Origin of the sequence: Burkholderia sp. ZZQ-2 (genome assembly GCF_050768715.1) — a bacterium.
Taxonomy (GTDB): Bacteria; Pseudomonadota; Gammaproteobacteria; order Burkholderiales; family Burkholderiaceae; genus Burkholderia; species Burkholderia cepacia.
On sequence record NZ_LDVA01000348.1, the window covers coordinates 22038 to 38017 of the forward strand.

17 protein-coding genes are annotated in these 15980 nt (G+C 67.2%); 12 read left to right on the forward strand and 5 right to left on the reverse strand.

Annotated elements, in window-relative coordinates:
* Window positions 1-25 precede the first annotated feature (25 nt).
* Window positions 26-1426: an MFS transporter gene (locus ABY44_RS33595; RefSeq protein WP_060173492.1), complete on the forward strand. Its 1401-nt coding sequence runs from the start codon at window positions 26-28 to the stop codon at window positions 1424-1426.
* Between the two features lie 174 nt (window positions 1427-1600).
* A complete protein-coding gene (locus tag ABY44_RS33600) occupies window positions 1601-2152 on the forward strand; it encodes a GNAT family N-acetyltransferase (RefSeq protein WP_060173491.1) in 552 nt (183 codons plus the stop codon).
* A 142-nt stretch (window positions 2153-2294) separates the two neighbouring features.
* Here ABY44_RS33600 and ABY44_RS33605 read toward each other — a convergent pair whose 3' ends face one another.
* Complete coding sequence (locus ABY44_RS33605) at window positions 2295-3221, reverse strand: ADP-ribosylglycohydrolase family protein (RefSeq protein WP_060173490.1); 927 nt, start codon at window positions 3219-3221, stop codon at window positions 2295-2297.
* A 114-nt stretch (window positions 3222-3335) separates the two neighbouring features.
* Between ABY44_RS33605 and ABY44_RS33610 the strand changes: the two genes are divergently transcribed.
* Together ABY44_RS33610 and ABY44_RS33615 are read left to right on the forward strand one after the other, a co-directional pair.
* Entirely contained in the window at window positions 3336-3785 is a 450-nt protein-coding gene (locus ABY44_RS33610; protein ID WP_431643373.1) for a hypothetical protein, read from the forward strand.
* An 84-nt stretch (window positions 3786-3869) separates the two neighbouring features.
* Complete coding sequence (locus tag ABY44_RS33615; RefSeq protein WP_060173488.1) at window positions 3870-4283, forward strand: PPC domain-containing DNA-binding protein; 414 nt, start codon at window positions 3870-3872, stop codon at window positions 4281-4283.
* A gap of 84 nt (window positions 4284-4367) precedes the next feature.
* On the opposite strand, the gene acnB is transcribed toward ABY44_RS33615, so the two are convergent.
* A complete protein-coding gene (gene acnB, locus ABY44_RS33620) occupies window positions 4368-6953 on the reverse strand; it encodes a bifunctional aconitate hydratase 2/2-methylisocitrate dehydratase (RefSeq protein ID WP_060173487.1) in 2586 nt (861 codons plus the stop codon).
* A gap of 595 nt (window positions 6954-7548) precedes the next feature.
* Between acnB and ABY44_RS33625 the strand changes: the two genes are divergently transcribed.
* A complete protein-coding gene (locus ABY44_RS33625) occupies window positions 7549-8304 on the forward strand; it encodes a BPL-N domain-containing protein (RefSeq protein ID WP_060173486.1) in 756 nt (251 codons plus the stop codon).
* A gap of 11 nt (window positions 8305-8315) precedes the next feature.
* Here the strand turns inward: ABY44_RS33625 and ABY44_RS33630 are convergent, their stop codons facing one another.
* From ABY44_RS33630 to ABY44_RS33640, 3 genes are all read right to left on the reverse strand, one after another.
* Window positions 8316-8789, reverse strand: coding sequence for a nuclear transport factor 2 family protein (locus ABY44_RS33630; protein WP_048022623.1), 474 nt, complete (start codon window positions 8787-8789; stop codon window positions 8316-8318).
* Window positions 8790-9093: 304 nt separating this feature from the next.
* A complete protein-coding gene (locus tag ABY44_RS33635) occupies window positions 9094-9342 on the reverse strand; it encodes a hypothetical protein (RefSeq protein ID WP_021161497.1) in 249 nt (82 codons plus the stop codon).
* A gap of 591 nt (window positions 9343-9933) precedes the next feature.
* Entirely contained in the window at window positions 9934-10368 is a 435-nt protein-coding gene (locus ABY44_RS33640; RefSeq protein WP_431643376.1) for a universal stress protein, read from the reverse strand.
* Window positions 10369-10736: 368 nt separating this feature from the next.
* Here ABY44_RS33640 and ABY44_RS33645 point away from each other — a divergent pair, with 368 nt between their 5' ends.
* The 7 genes from ABY44_RS33645 to ABY44_RS33675 all read left to right on the forward strand — a co-directional run bounded on the left by ABY44_RS33645 (window position 10737) and on the right by ABY44_RS33675 (window position 15934).
* Window positions 10737-12221 carry an amidase gene (locus ABY44_RS33645; RefSeq protein ID WP_060173485.1) on the forward strand — a complete coding sequence of 495 codons (1485 nt, stop codon included), beginning with the start codon at window positions 10737-10739 and terminating at the stop codon, window positions 12219-12221.
* Between the two features lie 187 nt (window positions 12222-12408).
* Complete coding sequence (locus ABY44_RS33650; RefSeq protein WP_155637952.1) at window positions 12409-12648, forward strand: hypothetical protein; 240 nt, start codon at window positions 12409-12411, stop codon at window positions 12646-12648.
* Window positions 12649-12813: 165 nt separating this feature from the next.
* The gene (locus ABY44_RS33655) at window positions 12814-13500 is read left to right on the forward strand and encodes a hypothetical protein (RefSeq protein WP_027789362.1); all 687 of its coding nucleotides are present in this window, start codon (window positions 12814-12816) and stop codon (window positions 13498-13500) included.
* Between the two features lie 119 nt (window positions 13501-13619).
* Window positions 13620-14450 carry an arylamine N-acetyltransferase family protein gene (locus ABY44_RS33660; RefSeq protein WP_060173484.1) on the forward strand — a complete coding sequence of 277 codons (831 nt, stop codon included), beginning with the start codon at window positions 13620-13622 and terminating at the stop codon, window positions 14448-14450.
* Window positions 14451-14537: 87 nt separating this feature from the next.
* Window positions 14538-14714: a ribbon-helix-helix protein, CopG family gene (locus tag ABY44_RS33665; protein WP_021161490.1), complete on the forward strand. Its 177-nt coding sequence runs from the start codon at window positions 14538-14540 to the stop codon at window positions 14712-14714.
* Window position 14715: 1 nt separating this feature from the next.
* Window positions 14716-15066 (forward strand): VOC family protein, encoded by a 351-nt coding sequence (locus tag ABY44_RS33670; RefSeq protein ID WP_021161489.1) that lies wholly within the window; start codon window positions 14716-14718, stop codon window positions 15064-15066.
* Window positions 15067-15073: 7 nt separating this feature from the next.
* Window positions 15074-15934 (forward strand): class I SAM-dependent methyltransferase, encoded by an 861-nt coding sequence (locus ABY44_RS33675; RefSeq protein WP_060173483.1) that lies wholly within the window; start codon window positions 15074-15076, stop codon window positions 15932-15934.
* Window positions 15935-15980 lie beyond the last annotated feature (46 nt).

The following is a 15980-nucleotide window of genomic DNA, read 5'->3' on the forward strand; positions in this document are numbered from 1 at the left end:
CGACGAAACCCAGGAGATCCTCCGCATGAGCACTTTCGACAATGTCGTGGCCGGTCGCGCCACGATGGAAGCTGCCGCCTCCACGCCCGGCGCGATCATCGCGCGGCTCGAGCGGCTTCCGGCCAACGCAATGCAGATCCGCGCCCGCGTGCTGATCGGCACCGCGACGTTCTTCGACGGCTTCGACGTGATCACGATCGCGGCCACGCTGCCGCTGCTGATTCACAAATGGGGGCTGTCGCCGACCCAGATCGGCCTGCTGATCGCGTCCGGCGCGATCGGCCAGCTGATCGGCGCATTCCTGTTTCCCGCGCTGGCGGAGAAGCACGGCCGCGTGAAGGCGATCGCGTGGAGCTCGGCCGTGATCGGCATCACGAGTATCGCGTGCGGCTTCGCGCCGACGTTCGAAGTGTTTGTGCTGCTGCGGATACTGCAGGGGCTCGGGCTTGGCGGCGAGCTGCCGGTCGCCGCGACGTACATCAACGAGATCACGCGCGCACATGGCCGCGGCCGCTTCGTGCTGCTGTACGAGATCGTGTTCCCGATCGGCCTGCTCGTGTCGATGGCGCTCGGCGCGTGGCTCGTGCCGCGCTTCGGCTGGGAGATCATGTACTTCGTCGGCGGGCTGCCGCTGATCCTGTCGCTCGTGCTGACGCGCCTCGTGCCGGAATCGCCGCGCTGGCTCGCGTCGCGCGGGCGGCTCGCGGAAGCCGGGCGGGCGACGAGCGCGTTCGAAGCGTCGGTGCGCGGCGAACTGCCGCCGGTCACGCAGGTGGCCGCGTTCGACGAGATGGTGCGCCAGCACCCGAAGCGCCGGATGAGCGACCTGTTCAGCGCCGCGTATCGCAAGCGCACGCTCGCGGTGGCGACGTTGTGGGCGACCTGCGGGTTCATCCAGTACGGGCTGTCGACGTGGCTGCCGACGATCTACAAGAACTTCTATCACGCGCCGCTGCAGCTCGCGCTGAACCTCGCGGTGATCGGCTCGGTGATGGGTGTGCTCGGGTCGCTGGCGTCGGCGCTGCTCGTCGACAAGCTCGGCCGCAAGCCGGTGATCGTGTGGTCGTTCGTGCTGTGCGCGCTGTCGCTGGCGTTCGCGGGTGTCTATCACGCGTCGTCGGTGTATGTCGTCTCGATCTTCTGCTCGCTGTCGCTCGGGTTGATGGCGTCGGGGTTCATCACCGCGTACGTCTATACGCCGGAGCAGTATCCGACGAGCATCCGCGCGTCGGGCTGCGGACTCGGCAGCGCATGGCTGAAGATCGCGTCGTTCGTCGCGCCGATGGTGGTGCCGCACGCGATCATCGGCGGGAATCTCGCCCCCGCGTTCTACCTGATCGGCATCGTGCCGCTGATCGCGGCGGTGACCGTGCACTTCGTCGGGATCGAGACGAAGGGGAAGGTGCTCGAAGCGCTTGAAGCGTAGGCGCGGCCGGCGGCGGTAACGGATGACGTGGTGAGGCCCGGGCGATGCCCGGGCTTTTTGTTTTTCACGGCGATCCGGTTGGCGTGGCGGGGCGGGCCGTGCGAACGCGCGGCGTGGCCGACTCGAGGCTTGCGTGTTCTAATTCACGCTCCCGTTTTTCGATCGAGTGTTGTCATGCCCCTGTTCGAACCCGTCACGCTGGAAACGTCCCGCCTCTTCCTGCGGCCGCTGCGCGAAGCCGACGCGCACGCCTTCTTCGAGATCTGGTCGGATGCGGAAGCGATGCGCTATTTCTCGTTCTCGCCGATGACGCACATCGAACAGGCCGTCGAGCGCGTCGCGCGCAACCTGAAGACGTCCGCGAGCGGGCAGGACCTGATCTGCGTGCTCGAACTGCGGGAAACCGGTGAAGCACTCGGCGAATGCGTGCTGTTCCATGCGAACGAGCAATGCCGGCGTGCCGAGATCGGCTTCAGCCTGCGGCGCCGGTACTGGCGCGGCGGCTACATGCGCGAGGCGGCGTCGGCCGTGATCGATCACGCGTTCGGCACGCTGCGGCTGAACCGGATCGAAGCCGATATCGATCCGCGCAACGTCGCGTCGGCGCGGCTGCTCGAACGGCTCGGCTTCGCGCGGGAAGGGTTGCTGCGCGAACGCTGGATCGTCGGCGACGAAGTGTCGGACAGCGCGCTGTACGGGTTGCTGGCGAGCGACCGGCGCGCGTGAGGCGGCCGGGCCGGCGATGGCCCGGTCAGGTCAATTCCGGCGGCTGTCTTCCATGTCGGTCACGCGTCGGTTGTACCCGGTCGCGTCTGCGTACTCACCCGTCCGATCTCTCTGTTGCTGGCCGCGCGCACTCGTCGAACGCTCACGATTTCGCGAGCAGGCCCTCGACCTGTTCTTTCCCGCGCAGGGCCGCAACCCACCGGTCGGGTAACGCGTGCTCGCCGTACAGCGCGCCGGCGAGGCTGCCGGCGATGGCCGCCGTCGTATCCGTGTCGTTGCCGAGCGCGATCGCGCGCTTCACACAGTCTTCGTAGCTGCGCGTCGACAACAGGCAATGGATCGACGACCAGAAGCTGTCGACCACGTAACCGGACCCTTGCGGCGCGTCGAAGCGGCCATCGAGCACGATCTTCAGTTCGACTTCGTCTGCGGTGCCCGCGTAGCGTGTGAGCAGCTCGTCCTCGGCCGCGCGCACCGCATCCGGCGCCGGCTTGCCTTTGACGATGCCCCATGCCGTCAGGCCATAAAGCGCACAGCACAGCTGCGAGCGCACGTGGCCGTGCGTGACGACGCTCTGCTTGCACGCAAGCCGGATCGCGTCGTCGCGCGAGGCGGCGACCATTACCACCGGGAAGCAGCGCATCAGCGAGCCGTTGCCGTTGTCGCGCTCGCCGTCGGGGCCGGCAACGGCGGGCGCCGCGCCGGCCGCCAGCGCATGGAACGCACGCTGCGTCTGCAGGCCGACATCGAACACGCGGCCGTCCGGCGTGAAGGCGCCGCGATGAAACCAGTCCTGCAGGTTGCGGGCGAACGTGTCGAGATTGAGGTCGCGGTCATCCGCGAGCGCGTCGAGCAGCGCGAGCGCCTGCGCGCCGTCGTCGCTCCAGGTGCCGGGCGGCACGCCGTCGTGTGCGCGCGCAAAGCCGGGCGGCGGCGTCATGTCGATCGCGGCGGGCGGCGGGATCGACGCGGCATCGTGGAATTCGTACGGCACGCCCAGTGCGTCGCCGATCAGCAGGCCAAGCAGGCCGCCGCGCAGGCGGGATTGTCGGTTCGGAAGGGTCGTCATCGGAGGAAGTTGGGGTTGGCGGCTCGCGTTGCAGATTAGACCAATCGCATTCGCGTGCCTAGCCGGCGCATGCTGGCGGGCCGGATGCGGTGCGCGCGAATCGCCGGAGTATGCTTGCGAGTCAGGACCGGATTCGCTGACCGACCGCGGAGCGGGTGGCGTCGAGTATGGAGCAACGACATGAAACAGATCGTGGTAACCCGCGTCGCAGCGTATTCCGTCGACAGTGAATGCGCGGAAGTGACGCTATGCCGCGGCGAGCACGAGATCACGGTGTTCTCGTTCGGCGGCACGGCGCGCGTGAACGACATCGTGCGGACGCCGGTGTCGGCCGTCGACTGCGATGTACGCGCGGCCTGTCTTGACGATTGGCCGGACGATGCAAAGCGGGCGGCCAGCCGGCAATGGATCGGGAAAACCGCAAACCCGTATGGTTATCGCGGATGTGCGCAGGTCGTCGACCGGGATCAGGGGGTGATCGACGTGGTCGGCTTCGTGATCGACGTGGGCGAGTTGCCATGCGGTGGCGCGGTCGAATTCGAGTGTCTGCGGCTCGACCTCTGAGCGGCCGATCGACTGACGGCCTTGCCGGGTTGCCGGCGCAAACTTACGCTTGGCCGGCACCCCGGCCCACGAACAGGATCGACCATGCAAGCCCATCCTCTGCGTCTTTCCCCCGGCGACGATCTGCGCCGGTCGATCGAGGAAGCATTGCGCCCGCACAGTGCGCACGCGGCCTTCGTGATCCAGGGCATCGGCAGCCTGAGCGTCGCGCAATTGCGCTTCGCCGGCGTCGACCAGCCGACCGAATTGCGCGGCGACCTCGAAATTCTGACGCTGGCCGGTTCGGTGTCGCCGGACGGCGCGCACCTGCACATGGCCGTTTCCGATGCGAGCGGCCACGTGTCGGGCGGCCATGTGGCGAGCGGTTGCGTGGTGCGCACGACCGCCGAGATCCTGCTCGCGCTGCTGCCCGCACATCGTTTCTCTCGCGAACCCGATGCGGGCACCGGCTTCAACGAGCTGGTGATCCGGCGAGAGCCGGGCGGCGAAACGGCATAAAAAAAGCGCCGCAGGCCTTTCAGCCTGCGGCGCCATGGCGTGGTGCCGCGACGTCAACCGCCCGTCGCAGCCCGTCGCGCGTGCTTACATCTGCACGGTGTCGGCCACTTCCTTGAAGTCTTCGATCTGGTCGAAGTTCATGTACTTGTAGATCTTGTCGCCGTTGGCGCTGAGCACGCCCATGTCCGCCATGTACTCTTCCTTGGTCGGGATCTTGCCCAGACGCGAGCAGATGGCCGCCAGTTCCGCCGAGCCGAGATACACGTTCGTGTTCTTGCCGAGACGGTTCGGGAAGTTGCGGGTCGACGTCGACATGACCGTCGCGCCTTCGCGCACCTGAGCCTGGTTACCCATGCACAGCGAGCAGCCCGGCATTTCGGTACGCGCACCGGCCGTGCCGAACACGCCGTAGTGGCCTTCTTCCGTCAGCTGCTTCTGGTCCATCTTGGTCGGCGGCGCGACCCACAGCTTGACCGGGATGTCGCGCTTGCCTTCGAGCAGCTTCGATGCGGCACGGAAGTGACCGATGTTGGTCATGCACGAGCCGATGAACACTTCGTCGATCTTGGCGCCGGCGACGTCCGACAGCGTCTTCACGTCGTCCGGGTCGTTCGGGCAGGCGACGATCGGCTCGTGGATGTCGGCGAGGTCGATCTCGATGACGGCCGCGTACTCGGCGTCGGCATCCGGCGACAGCAGTTGCGGGTCGGCCAGCCACTGCTCCATCGCCGCGATACGGCGCTGCAGGCTGCGCGGATCCTGGTAGCCCTGCGCGATCATCCACTTCAGCAGCGTGATGTTGCTGTTCAGGTATTCGATGATCGGTTCCTTGTTCAGGCGCACCGAGCAACCGGCGGCCGAACGCTCGGCGGACGCATCCGACAGCTCGAACGCTTGCTCGACCTTCAGGTCGGGCAGGCCTTCGATTTCGAGGATGCGGCCCGAGAAGATGTTCTTCTTGCCTTGCTTGGCGACCGTCAGCATGCCTTGCTTGATCGCGTACAGCGGGATCGCGTTGACGAGGTCACGCAGCGTGACGCCCGGCTGCATCTTGCCCTTGAAGCGGACCAGCACCGATTCCGGCATGTCCAGCGGCATCGTGCCGGTGGCGGCCGCGAACGCGACCAGGCCCGAACCTGCCGGGAAGCTGATGCCGATCGGGAAACGCGTGTGCGAATCGCCGCCGGTGCCGACGGTGTCGGGCAGCAGCATGCGGTTCAGCCACGAGTGGATCACGCCGTCGCCCGGGCGCAGCGCGATGCCGCCACGCGTGCTGATGAAGTTCGGCAGCGTCTGGTGCGTCTTCACGTCGACCGGCTTCGGATACGCGGCGGTGTGGCAGAACGACTGCATCACGAGGTCGGCCGAGAAGCCGAGGCAGGCGAGATCCTTCAGTTCGTCGCGGGTCATCGGGCCCGTGGTGTCCTGCGAGCCGACCGAGGTCATCTTCGGTTCGCAGTACGTGCCCGGGCGCACGCCCTTGCCTTCCGGCAGACCGCATGCGCGGCCGACCATCTTCTGCGCGAGCGAGAAGCCCTTGCCGCTGTCGGCCGGCTGGTGCGGCAGGCGGAACAGCGTCGACGGCGCGAGGCCCAGCGCTTCACGCGCCTTCGCGGTCAGGCCGCGGCCGATGATCAGCGGAATGCGGCCGCCGGCGCGCACTTCGTCGAACAGCACGTCGGACTTGACCTGGAATTCGGCGATCACGTTGCCGTCCTTCAGCGCCTTGCCTTCATACGGGCGCAGTTCGACCACGTCGCCCATTTCCATCTGCGACACGTCGAGCTCGATCGGCAGCGCGCCGGCGTCTTCCATCGTGTTGTAGAAGATCGGGGCGATCTTGCCGCCGAGGCACACGCCGCCGAAGCGCTTGTTCGGCACGAACGGGATGTCTTCGCCGGTGAACCACAGCACCGAGTTGGTGGCCGACTTGCGCGAGGAGCCGGTGCCGACCACGTCGCCCACGTAGGCGACCAGATGACCCTTTTCCTTCAGCGATTCGATGAACTTGACCGGGCCGCGCTTGCCGTCTTCTTCTGGCGTGATGCCCGGGCGTGCGTTCTTCAGCATCGCCAGCGCGTGCATCGGGATGTCCGGGCGGGTGGTGGCGTCCGGGGCCGGCGACAGGTCGTCGGTGTTCGTTTCGCCCGTCACCTTGAACACGGTGATGGTCAGGCTTTGCGGCACTTCCGGACGGCTCGTGAACCATTCGGCGTCGGCCCAGCTTTGCAGCACGGCCTTCGCATGCGCGTTGCCCTTGTCGGCGAGTTCCTTGACGTCATGGAACTGGTCGAACATCAGCAGGGTTTTCTTCAGTGCGTCAGCGGCGACGGCAGCGACTGCCTCGTCGGACAGCAGTTCGATCAGCGGCTGGATGTTGTAGCCGCCCAGCATCGTGCCGAGCAGTTCGGTGGCGCGTTCGCGCGAGATCAGCGGGCAGGCGGTCTCGCCCTTGGCCACGGCGGCCAGGAAGCCGGCCTTCACGCGGGCGGCTTCGTCGACGCCGGCCGGCACGCGATGGGTGATCAGGTCGACGAGCGTCTGCTCTTCGCCGGCAGGCGGGTTGGTCAGCAGTTCCACCAGTTCGGCGGTCTGCTGAGCCGTCAGCGGCAGGGGAGGAATACCGAGCGCGGCGCGGGCGGCCACGTGAGCACGAAAGTTTTCAAGCATGGGGAGACCTGCTGATATTGCGTTTGAGGGGAAGGCCTTGCCGGCACTCCGGGGCTGTTCCAGGCACTGCTTTGAGCGGGATTCTAATCTCAATGATCTGTAACGTCAAATGTCTTATGTCTTATATAAGAGTTGAGACTTGGGGCATGGAAAACGCGGTGGCGCGGGGGAGCCGGTGTTTGCGGATGTGCTTCGGCGGCTCGCCGGGGCATGCCTGCAGGCGCTGTCTCGGGTGTTCCGGTTGTTGATGGGAGGAGCTGGGGCGGCGGTGTGCGTGACCGGGATCCGGGGTTGCCCGTCAGTGTCGGGTCGCCCGCGGCGCGGCGCCGAACGCTGTCGTGTGAACAGGCAAGGGTCGCCCGAGGCTGCGGCCCGCGCGGGGCGCTACCGGTTACGAAGCCCGGGAGTCCGGTTGCCGGCGGCGCACATTTCTGCACAAGCACGCAGGAAACGGTACACACATACCGCTTTCGGGCGCCTACGCTGTATTTCACGTGCCTTTCAGCGAGATTTCAAAAAGCGAGGCATTGGCGCGTGCCGGTCGCTTCGTCGCGAACGGCCGGCCGCGAACCCTCAAGTCCCGTCAATCCGGAACATGCGATCCAGAGAATCGATTTTCGTTGTCCTGTCGCTCGTCGCGTCGTCGCTCGTTCATGCGGCGGCGGCCGACGACGAAACGCGCGGCTTCGACAGCCGTCCCGTCGCTCTGGTCTATCGCGGCCCGGCCGCATGCGACGGTTGCCCCGAGACGATTGCGAGGCGCCTGCGGGAATCCGAGCACAAGTTCCGGGTGTTTTACGTCGGGCCCGCGGAAAAACGCCGGATCACGCCTGCCGTCCTGTCCGGCGCCGCGCTGTATGTCCAGCCCGGCGGCGGGCAGGACATTCCCGGCGCGGCGGCCAGCATCGGGAAAGACTCGATCGAGGCCGTGCGCCAATACGTGTCGAACGGCGGGCGCTATCTGGGCATCTGCATGGGCGCCTACCTGGCGGGCGACCCGGGTTTCGGGCTGGTCGCGGGCGAGATCGACTCGGAGGTCGACCGGCCGCGCTCGACGCTTCACGGTATCGCGGACACGGTGACGCCGGTGGTATGGCGCGGGAAGAAACGCTGGATCTACTTCCAGGACGGCGCGATGCTCCCGGCCGCCCCCGGCGCGGCCGTGCTGGCGACCTATCCGAACCGCGATATCGCAGCCGCGACCTATCGCTACGGCAAAGGACGCGTCGGGCTCGTCGGCCCGCATCCCGAAGCCGACGAAAGCTGGTATCGCGAGTACGGTCTCCGGAATCCGGACGGCATTCTGCCGGACATGGCGTACGACCTGATCAACGCGACGATGAAGCCATGACGTGGCGCGAGCTAATTCCGCCGTGCGCGATACGCGTCGAGATTCTTCCGCGCCTGTGCGCGGATCGCGCGTTGCACGAAAGGCGTCCAGCCGAGCAGCGCGCCTTTCAGTCCGAGCGCCTGACGCGCCCAGCGCCACAGGTCGAAGCTGTCGCGATGCTCGACGATGCGCCCGTCGCGAAACCGGAACCGCGCGTCGATCCGGTTGACCACCATCCGGCCGGTCGTGGTGAACCGGTAATGGGCGATCCATTCGGCGCGCCCGGCCTGCTGATCCGCGGCGACGTCGCTGAACGTCAAGGAAAAGTCCTGCGCACGCGCGACCAGCATGCGCCACATATCGCGTGCGAGGTCGCCGCGCAGCTCGCCGAACGCGGGATCGCTGAAGACGACGTCATCGGCATAGCAGGCGAGCATCGCGTCGATGTCGCGCTGCTGGAACGCCGTGTAGAAGCGCTGGATCAACTCGGTGTGCGGATGGCTCATCGTTGGGTGGGGTGTCGTTGCAGATGAAACGGAGTCTGGCCGCGGCGGCCGGACGTTCGACCGGTTGATCGACGGGGGCGCGCCATACGGCGGGAATGCTCCGATCGAGCGGATGTCGACGTGTCTTCCACGCGACGATGCGGGTCACGCACGGGCGTTCGGCATGGCCGCCGCCCTGAACGTGACATGCGTCGCGACATGTCGCGATATCGATCGAAACAAGCGGGAGGGGATAAGGGCGTGCGCGGCTCCGCCGGTTCAGCCCTCGCGACCGGAACCCGGCCGGAGCGTCGGCGAATGCACGTCAGCGGTTCGCCAGCGCCACGTCCTGATTGCCGCGCCCCGTCACCAGGCAGCCCGACATGAAAGCCTCGCCCTGGCTGCTGGCCGCTGCTTCGCCGAAGCCGCGGCCGAGCGCGTCGACCTTCACTTGTGCGGCGCCCTGTTCGCATGCGAGCGGGCTGGTGTCGCGGCCCTGCGCATGCAGGATCGCGCGGTCGCCGATGAGATACGCCAGCAGCGCGAAAACAGCGATATGTACGGCTCGTCTCATGGTTCGTCTCCTCGTCGCACAAGCGTAACGCGGACACGTTCGACGAAGCACTTGGGGGTTCCCCCGGTAAACGTCTGCTGAAACCGGGGGCGGGCGGGGTGATCGTGTCCCGTTTTTCGCGTGTTGCGTGGGGAACGAAGGCGCCGCTTCCATGCGGCCGGCGGGCGAAACCGGACGTGCGGCGACGCATTCGCGCGACGGTTTTCAGCGCGACAGGCCCGCGATTCGCGCGAGTTTGACGAATGTCAGGAGACAGGCGGGAGGGGGCGGTCGGACGACCGTTCAGAGCGATAGCATGAACGCATGATTTGACGGAACGCGATCGCGGAGGAATGCATCGGTTCCGGCAAGCAGGTGCGAGTTGAACATCGCTGTCGAAATAGTGAGGAATCCAAATGCTTAACGTCTCTTCCGTCCTGATCAGCCTCGCCCCGATGTGGGCCATCCTGCTCGTTGCGTCTTCGGCAGCCGCCTATTTCGTGTTCTGGCGCAAGGTCATCAAGTAAGCGCGGCGGGAACGCCGGTGCGTGCGTGGGCGGTAACGCTGAACGCGCACGGGTGTCGCTCCGCTCGCTGCAAACCTGCGGTCCGTCAGCGAACGGCCGTGACCGGCACGTTCGAAATCCGCACCAGCCGGCTCATCACGCTGCGGCGGAACACCGACATCAGCGCATGCAACGGATCGTGCCGCGGCGAGACGACCACGATCTCGTCGCACCCCGTCTCCGCCGCCACGGCCGCGATCGTATCGGCCACCGGGCCGACCTTCATCACGATGCTGTACTTGACGCCGGCTTCCCGCAGGATCCGCTCGGCCATGGCCAGGTCGGCGGACGCGAACTTCTCCTCGATCGAACGCAGCCGCGACAGCGGATGGTAGGCCTCGAGCCGCGTCGATTCGAGCGGCGCCTGAACGTTGATCAGCACGATTTCCGACGCGCACCGTTCGCGATACAGGAATGTCGCGTGGCGAACTGCCTGAAGCGAGCGGGGAGAGTGGCCGACCGGAACCAGCAGCTTGAGCATGAACGTTGTCCAGGAAACGAGATGATTCCAGCGTAGCGTGCCGCCGGGACGAACGATCTAAAGAGAACGGGCGACCGCGTAAAAATGTCGTTAACGCGCGCCGTCTCCTGATGCGCCTGATAGAAATATAAGAAATTTAAGTTTATGCGCATAAACGATTTCATCCGCGACGGCGGCGCGTGCGAAGCGTGGCCTGGCGCCACGATTTAGTCGGAACCGCAATGAATCGCGGCGGAAAATATCGGAGGTTGCCGATCCGGCGTCGCGTAGAGTAGTGCATCGGCCGCGGCGCGGCCCCGCCCGGCCGTTTCGGGGGGCGTCTGCCGCCATGCGGTCCGCCATTCCGTTCCGATTCCAGGAGACTCCGCATGCCGCACGGCGCCCCGCAGCTTCTCGCTCCCGCTTCCATCCCCGTCGACCCGATCGTGCGCCTGTCGGCCGGCGAACTCGCGTCGGCGATTCGCGGCAAGGCCGTGTCGTGCGTCGAGACGATGCGCGCGTATCTCGATCACGTCGAGCGCGTGAACGGCGCGGTCAACGCGATCGTCGCGCTGCGCGATCGCGACGCGCTGCTCGCCGAAGCCGCGGAAAAGGATGCCGCACTGGCGCGTGGCGAGTACCACGGCTGGATGCACGGGATGCCGCAGGCGCCGAAGGACCTGGCGATGACGAAGGGGCTGCGGACGACCTACGGCTCGCCGATCTTCCGCGAAAACGTGCCGCAGGCCGATTCCGTGTGCGTCGCGCGGATGCGCGCGGCCGGCGCGATCTTCATCGGCAAGACCAACACGCCCGAATTCGGGCTCGGCTCGCACACGTTCAACGAAGTCTACGGCGCGACGCGCAACCCGTACGACCTGACGAAGAGCGCGGGCGGCAGCAGCGGCGGCACGGCGGCGGCGCTCGCGTCGCGGATGCTGCCGGTCGCGGACGGCAGCGATTTCGGTGGTTCGCTGCGCAATCCGGCCGCGTTCTGCAACATCTACGGCTTCCGCCCGTCGCAGGGCCGTGTGCCGCGCTGGCCGGGCGTCGACGTGTTCGTGCAGCAGCTCGGCATCGAAGGGCCGATGGGCCGCACGGTCGGCGACGTCGCGCAGCTGCTCGCGATCCAGGCCGGCTACGACCGCAACGATCCGCTGTCGCTCGCGGAGGATCCGGCCGTGTTCGCGCAGCCGCTCGACACCGACCTGCGCGGCAAGCGCATCGCGTGGGTCGGCGACTGGAACGGTTATCTCGCGACCGAGGCCGGCGTGCTCGCGCTGTGCGAGCAGGGGCTGGCGACGCTGCGCGAGATCGGCTGCGACGTCGATGCCGCACTGCCGGCGTTCGCCCCCGACCGGATCTGGCGCCTGTGGCTCGCGCACCGGCACTTGTTGTCCGGCGGCGGGCTGCTGGCGCACTATCGCGACCCGGCGCGGCGCGCGTTGCTGAAGCCCGAGGCGATCTACGAGGTCGAAGGGCTGCTCGCGATGCAGGGCGCGGCCGTGTTCGAGGCGAGCGTCGAGCGCACCGCGTGGCATCAGGCCGTGCTGAGCTTCTTCGACCGCTACGACTTCATCGCGGCGCCGACCGCGCAGGTGTTCCCGTTCGACGTCGACCAGCGCTGGCCGACGGAGATCGCGGGCCGTGCGATGGATACCTACCACCGCTGGATGGAAACGGTCGTGCCGTGGACGCTGGCCGGCTGCCCGGTGATCAGCGTGCCGGTCGGCTTCAACGAAGCGGGGCTGCCGATGGGGATGCAACTGATCGGGCGCCCGCGCGGCGATCTCGCTGTGTTGCAGCTCGCGCGCGGCTACGAGCAGGCGGCCGGCTGGGTGGACGGGCGGCTGCCGGCGTGGATGGCGGGGTGATACGGCGGCCGGGCGATAGCCGGTTGCGGAGGGGGGCAAGCGGGCGGCGTCGAGCCGCTCGTTTTGTTTTTGTTTCCGAACGTGTTGCCGGGACATGTCACGCCGAGCCCGTGGCGCGGGCGCGTTGCGCGACGGCATGAAGTCATGCCAATGACGCGGCACGGAACGTTCTGCGTCACGCCGCGCCGTGCTGTTCGTCGGCGCGCGTCACGCCGGATCCCGGCACGGGCGCATTTGCGCGACGGTGTGGCGTCATGTGATTGACGCGGTCCGGCACGTTCCGCGTCACATGCCGCCGGTCGATGTTGAATCCGACGTGCGGTTCAAGACGTGCGACGTCTGGCAGACCACCGGCCGCGTCACCGTGCGGACGCCGCCATTCGCCGCCATTGATGCGGCTCGAGAACGAATGTCGGCACACGCGTGATATCGCGTGGCATACCCGGACGAATCCACTCGGGCGCGTACGCCGGCCGCGGAATTACAAGCCTTCGCGTCTCATGATTTCGTTTCGATGTGTTTCAGTCGTTGCGGCGGCGCGCGGCGCGCTTCGACAATATTGGCCTCGATCATTCCGGCACGAGGAACACACATGAAACACATTCGCGCGACGGGCCGGTACCTGGCCTCGGCAGGCATCGCGTTCGGCATCCTGGCAAGCGGCGCCGCGCACGCGCAGCTCGACCTGCAGTCGCTCGGCGCGTCGCTGCTCGGCGGCGGGCAGCAGCAGGCGGCGCCCGCGCAGGGCGGCGTTTCCCAATTGCTGCAGGCTTACGTCGGCGCGAACCAGCAGGTGCTGACCGGCCAGTCTTCGCTCGCGTCGGCGATGGGCCTGACCGGCGCGGCCGGGCAGGCGCAGCAGGCCGCGAGCCAGCTGGCCGGCGGCGATGCGCTGACGCCCGCCGCGCTGTCGCAGATGGGCGGCGCGCAGCAATCGGTGTCGCAGGCGCTCGGCCAGGCGTTCGCGAGCGGCGGCGCGACGCACGGGCCGATCGACAAGCAGGCGTTCAGCAACGGCCTCGCGTCGCTCGGGCAGGGGCTCACGCAGTATTCGCAGCTGCAGTCGGGGCTCGGCAATCTCGGCTCGACGAGCGCGGCGTCGCTGTTGCAGTCGGGCCTGAATCCGCAGAACATGCAGGCTGCGTCATATATCGCGCAAAGTGCGCCGGGCCAGCTGCAGTCGCTCGCGGCGACGCTCAGCCAGGCCGTGCAGTTCGCGACGAGCCAGGGCATTTCGGTGCCGTCGGTCGCGTCGTCCGCGCTGAAGCTGCTGCCGTAACGTTGCGCAGGGCCGCGCGATGCTGTGCCGGCATCGCGCGCGACGACGAAGATCGCCCCGCACAACATGGGGATTTCGCGCGATGTTATCGTGGCGTGTCCCTTTTTCGGTGCAGGTTCATGACTGACTCGTTCGACCTCTCGCGCTATTTCTCCCGCATCGGCTACGACGGCCCGGTCGAGCCGACGCTCGACGTGCTGCGCCGGCTCCACCTGCTGCACCCGCAAGCGATTCCGTTCGAAAACCTCAATCCGCTGACCGGCGCGCGCGTCGCGCTCGACCTGCCCGCGATCGTCGACAAGGTGATCGAACGCCGCCGCGGCGGCTACTGCTTCGAACTCAACAAGCTGTTCTACACCGCGCTCACGACGATCGGCTTTCGCGTGACGCCGATGATCGCGCGCGTGCGCTGGATGCAGCCGCCGGAAGTCGCCACCGCGCATACGCACATGCTGCTGCGCATCGATCTCGACGGCGCGGCCTGGCTCGCCGACATCGGCTTCGGCAGCGCCACGCTGACCGCGCCGCTACGTTTCGTGCCGGACGAGCGGCAATTGACGCCGCACGGCGCGTTCCGCGTCGTCGCCGCGCCGGTCGACGGTGAATTCGAGATGCAGATCGAGACGCCCGACGGCTGGCAGACCACCTACCGCTTCCAGCCGAAGCGGGTCGAATGGATCGATTACGACGCCGCGAACTGGTTCACGTCGACGTATCCCGAATCGATCTTCCTGCACAACCTGATCGCATGCCGCGTGCTGCCGGACGGCCGCGCTGCGCTGCGCAACACCACGCTGACGATCCGCGATGCGGCGGGCGCCGGGCACTCCATCACGTTCGACGATGCGGCCGCATGGGGCGCGTGCCTGCGCGACACGATCGGCATCGATACGACGGGATTCGATCTCGACGCGCTGTTCGCGCGGCTGGCGGCGCGCGCTGCGGCCTAGCGCGGGCTCACGATACCTGATCGCGGCTCGCGCAAATGGGCTGCATCCGCACTTGATTTTTACTAGATTGCTAGCATACTAGCTCCCATGACCGACGAAGAAGTGAAGCAATTCAACGTGTACCTGCCGCTGAGCCTGATCCGGCAGGTCAAGCATCGCGCCATCGAAACGGAGCAATCGCTGTCCGCGCTGGTGGCCGATGCATTGCGCGCGTACCTGGCCGCGCCGCAGCCGGGCGCGGGGCCGTCCATCGAGGAGGAGTGACATGTCATCCGAGCGAATCGAAGCCGTGTACCTGACGACGCACAACTGGGGCAAGTCGGCGAAGTTTTTCCAGGCCCTGGGCTTCACGCTGGAGTTCGAAACCGATCACAACTCGGGCCAGCTGCGTCATGGCGACGGCCCCTTCCTGTTCATCGCCGAAGTGCCACCGGGCGAAACGCCGGACATGCAGGTCGTGCTCAAGGTGCCGAATGAACAGGCGGTGCAGCCGCAGCCGATCGTCGACGTCGTCACGCCGTTCGAGGATACGCACTGGGGCACGCGCGACATGACCGTACGCGATCCGGACGGTCGCGTGTGGCGCCTGCAGGCGCCAGGGCAGCAGGGCGCGTGAGGCCGACATGACCGAACCCCGCGAAAGCGCCCCCGACAGCACCGCCGCGCGCGTCGCGCTGTGGCGTGCGCTGCACGTCGAACTCGATGCGCCGCCGCATGTGCTCGCCGACGAAGTCGGGCGGCAATTGCTCGCACCGGAACCCGGCTGGCAGCAGCGCGGTGACATGGATCCGCAGTTCACGCGGCCGTTTCGCGCGTCGATCGTCGCGCGGGCGCGCTTCATCGAGGATCTCGTGGTGGAGCAGGCCGCGCGCGGCGTGAGCCAGTACGTGATCCTCGGCGCAGGGCTCGACAGCTTCGTGCAGCGTCGGCCCGACATGGCGTCGCGTGTGACCGTCTTCGAGGTCGACCAGCCGGCGCCGCAGCGCTGGAAGCAACGGCGCCTCGTCGAGCTGGGCTTCGGCGTGCCCGACTGGCTGCGTTTCGTGCCGGTCGATTTCGAGGCGAAACAATCGTGGCGCGCGGCGCTCGTCGGTGCGGGCTTCGATGCCGGCAAGCCGGCGGTCGTCGTGTCCACCGGCGTCAGCATGTACCTGACGCGCGAGGCGAACGCGGCCGCGTTGCGCGAAGTCGCCTCGCTCGCGCCGGGCTCGACGCTCGCGATGACGTTCCTGCTGCCGCTGGAACATGCGGATCCGGACGTGCGTCCGGGGCTGGAAATGGCCGAGAAGGGCGCGCGCGCGAGCGGCACGCCGTTCATCAGCTTCTTCATGCCGGCACAGATGCAGGCGCTCGCGCGGGAGGCCGGCTTCACGAAGACCGAGCACGTTTCGGCTGCCGAACTGACGCGTCGCTATTTCGCGGATCGTGCGGACGGACTCAGGCCGCCGAACAACGCGGAGGAACTGCTGGTCGCGACGGTCTAGCCTCGCGCGTACGCAGGCATGCCGGCAGCGCACCGGTTCCGGTCAC

Coding starts and splice junctions, on each gene's coding strand:
- ABY44_RS33595 (WP_060173492.1), top strand. CDS start 26: ATGAGCACTTTCGACAATGTCGTGGCCGGTCGCGCCACGATGGAAGCT.
- ABY44_RS33600 (WP_060173491.1), top strand. CDS start 1,601: ATGCCCCTGTTCGAACCCGTCACGCTGGAAACGTCCCGCCTCTTCCTG.
- ABY44_RS33605 (WP_060173490.1), bottom strand. CDS start 3,221: ATGACGACCCTTCCGAACCGACAATCCCGCCTGCGCGGCGGCCTGCTT.
- ABY44_RS33615 (WP_060173488.1), top strand. CDS start 3,870: ATGCAAGCCCATCCTCTGCGTCTTTCCCCCGGCGACGATCTGCGCCGG.
- acnB (WP_060173487.1), bottom strand. CDS start 6,953: ATGCTTGAAAACTTTCGTGCTCACGTGGCCGCCCGCGCCGCGCTCGGT.
- ABY44_RS33625 (WP_060173486.1), top strand. CDS start 7,549: ATGCGATCCAGAGAATCGATTTTCGTTGTCCTGTCGCTCGTCGCGTCG.
- ABY44_RS33630 (WP_048022623.1), bottom strand. CDS start 8,789: ATGAGCCATCCGCACACCGAGTTGATCCAGCGCTTCTACACGGCGTTC.
- ABY44_RS33635 (WP_021161497.1), bottom strand. CDS start 9,342: ATGAGACGAGCCGTACATATCGCTGTTTTCGCGCTGCTGGCGTATCTC.
- ABY44_RS33640 (WP_431643376.1), bottom strand. CDS start 10,368: ATGCTCAAGCTGCTGGTTCCGGTCGGCCACTCTCCCCGCTCGCTTCAG.
- ABY44_RS33645 (WP_060173485.1), top strand. CDS start 10,737: ATGCCGCACGGCGCCCCGCAGCTTCTCGCTCCCGCTTCCATCCCCGTC.
- ABY44_RS33655 (WP_027789362.1), top strand. CDS start 12,814: ATGAAACACATTCGCGCGACGGGCCGGTACCTGGCCTCGGCAGGCATC.
- ABY44_RS33660 (WP_060173484.1), top strand. CDS start 13,620: ATGACTGACTCGTTCGACCTCTCGCGCTATTTCTCCCGCATCGGCTAC.
- ABY44_RS33665 (WP_021161490.1), top strand. CDS start 14,538: ATGACCGACGAAGAAGTGAAGCAATTCAACGTGTACCTGCCGCTGAGC.
- ABY44_RS33670 (WP_021161489.1), top strand. CDS start 14,716: ATGTCATCCGAGCGAATCGAAGCCGTGTACCTGACGACGCACAACTGG.
- ABY44_RS33675 (WP_060173483.1), top strand. CDS start 15,074: ATGACCGAACCCCGCGAAAGCGCCCCCGACAGCACCGCCGCGCGCGTC.